Origin of the sequence: Methylophaga sp. UBA1464, from assembly GCF_002325665.1 — a bacterium.
In the GTDB taxonomy this organism is placed as follows: Bacteria; Pseudomonadota; Gammaproteobacteria; order Nitrosococcales; family Methylophagaceae; genus Methylophaga.
On the sequence record NZ_DCSO01000064.1, the window covers coordinates 17,777 to 19,223 of the forward strand.

A 1,447-nucleotide genomic window follows, 5' to 3' on the forward strand; every position below is an offset into this window, starting at 1 on the left:
TCTGGGGTCAGGTAAACCTGAGACCTTGCAAAGCATGACAGCGCTCGATAATGAGCCTATAAGGTAGGCGCCGAGCAATGCAAGCAGCGCGATGGCAGTTAATTCAGGCATGTTATGATGCGACCTTTGAAAATGTAGCGGTATTATTCAGTACCATTACCACTTTTGCCAACATTGAAGCGACATCATGGATAAAATTTTTCTAAATGATTTGAAAATTGACACGATTATCGGCATCTATGATTGGGAGCGCGAAACACTACAAACATTGCGCTTTGATTTTGAAATGGATTGGGATATCCGTAAAGCCGCTGCATCAGATGATATAACCAATACATTGGATTATGGTGCGGTTGCCAATGTCGTTGTCGAGTTTGTCAGCAATAGTCGATATCTGTTAATTGAAAGCCTGGCTGAAGAGGTCGCGCAACTTTTACTCAAGACCTTTGCCATTCCGCGACTCAAACTCACCTTAACCAAACCTGTTCAATTGCATGGTAAAAACCAGGCACAAATTGTGATTGAGCGCTCCAGCGAATGAAACAGCGACAAGGTTATCTGCTTGGTTTAGGCAGCAACATAAATCCTCAGCAAAATACCGAAAAAATGGTCATTGCGCTGCTGCAAGAGTTTAAAGAACTAAAACTAAGCCGAGTATTAAAAATCCCGCCGGTGGGCATGAATAGTCATCGGGATTTCCTCAATGCCATCGTCTTCGTTGAAACCGATTTGTCCGAGATAGAATTAAAGCGCTTCTGCAATCAAATTGAAATTAGTTTAGGTCGGGATCGGGATGATCCGTTAAGCAAAACCAAAGATCGACCAGCCGATATCGATATTCTGAAAAAGCTGAGTTTGCCAGAAGAAGCTGATATCCCGGTCAGCAGTATTACTGATGAGTATTTTCTTTACCCCATTATTCGAGAGCTGCTCAGTTATCTAACTGACACTGCAGAAGTCACGCCTCCTGCAGGCGTTTTGATACAAACGTCTGACTTACGCTTTGGAGAGACGGCGACCACCATCTACCGGGATAGTCGCACCGGTAATAAAGGGGTTCTCTAGCAAGCTTTTTATGGCGAGATAAACTGGCTCGGCACCACCTTCACGAGCAAGCGGGGTTTCAGACAACATCTTCTGTCTAGCTTCCTGTGTATGTGACTCGGTGAATAAAACGGGTCCCGGAGCCACTGAATTCACCTTGATCTGCGGAGCAAGTTTTTTTGCCGACACCAGCGTCAGGTTATGCAATCCCGCTTTGGTTGTGCCATAAATATCAAAACGTGGGGTAGGGTTTTCAACATTGATATCGGTGATATGAATAATATCGGCCGGATCATTGCCTGGTCCCTTTAACAGCTTTGATAACGCCTGATTGATCAGAAACGGCGCTAACATATGTATGTTAAAAAAATGTTGATATTGCTCCGCAGCCTCAATCAAATCA

Annotated in this window: 3 protein-coding genes; 2 read left to right on the forward strand and 1 reads right to left on the reverse strand. The window is 44.2% G+C overall.

Annotation, left to right across the window (positions count from 1 at the left end):
• Window positions 1–187: 187 nt before the first annotated feature.
• Together folB and folK are read left to right on the forward strand one after the other, a co-directional pair.
• Window positions 188–541, forward strand: coding sequence for a dihydroneopterin aldolase (folB, locus tag B3O33_RS07810; protein WP_292361019.1), 354 nt, complete (start codon window positions 188–190; stop codon window positions 539–541).
• The gene (gene folK, locus B3O33_RS07815; protein ID WP_292361020.1) at window positions 538–1,065 is read left to right on the forward strand and encodes a 2-amino-4-hydroxy-6-hydroxymethyldihydropteridine diphosphokinase; all 528 of its coding nucleotides are present in this window, start codon (window positions 538–540) and stop codon (window positions 1,063–1,065) included. Before folB ends, folK begins: the two co-directional genes overlap by 4 nt.
• Here folK and B3O33_RS07820 read toward each other — a convergent pair.
• The coding region (locus tag B3O33_RS07820) for an SDR family oxidoreductase (protein WP_292363344.1) at window positions 997–1,447 on the reverse strand (451 nt) is incomplete at its 5' end. The two genes, folK and B3O33_RS07820, sit on opposite strands and share 69 nt — an antisense overlap.

Bases quoted from the DNA above. Each gene is read 5' to 3' on its own strand.
- folB (WP_292361019.1), top strand. From the start codon at position 188: ATGGATAAAATTTTTCTAAATGATTTGAAAATTGACACGATTATCGGC.
- folK (WP_292361020.1), top strand. From the start codon at position 538: ATGAAACAGCGACAAGGTTATCTGCTTGGTTTAGGCAGCAACATAAAT.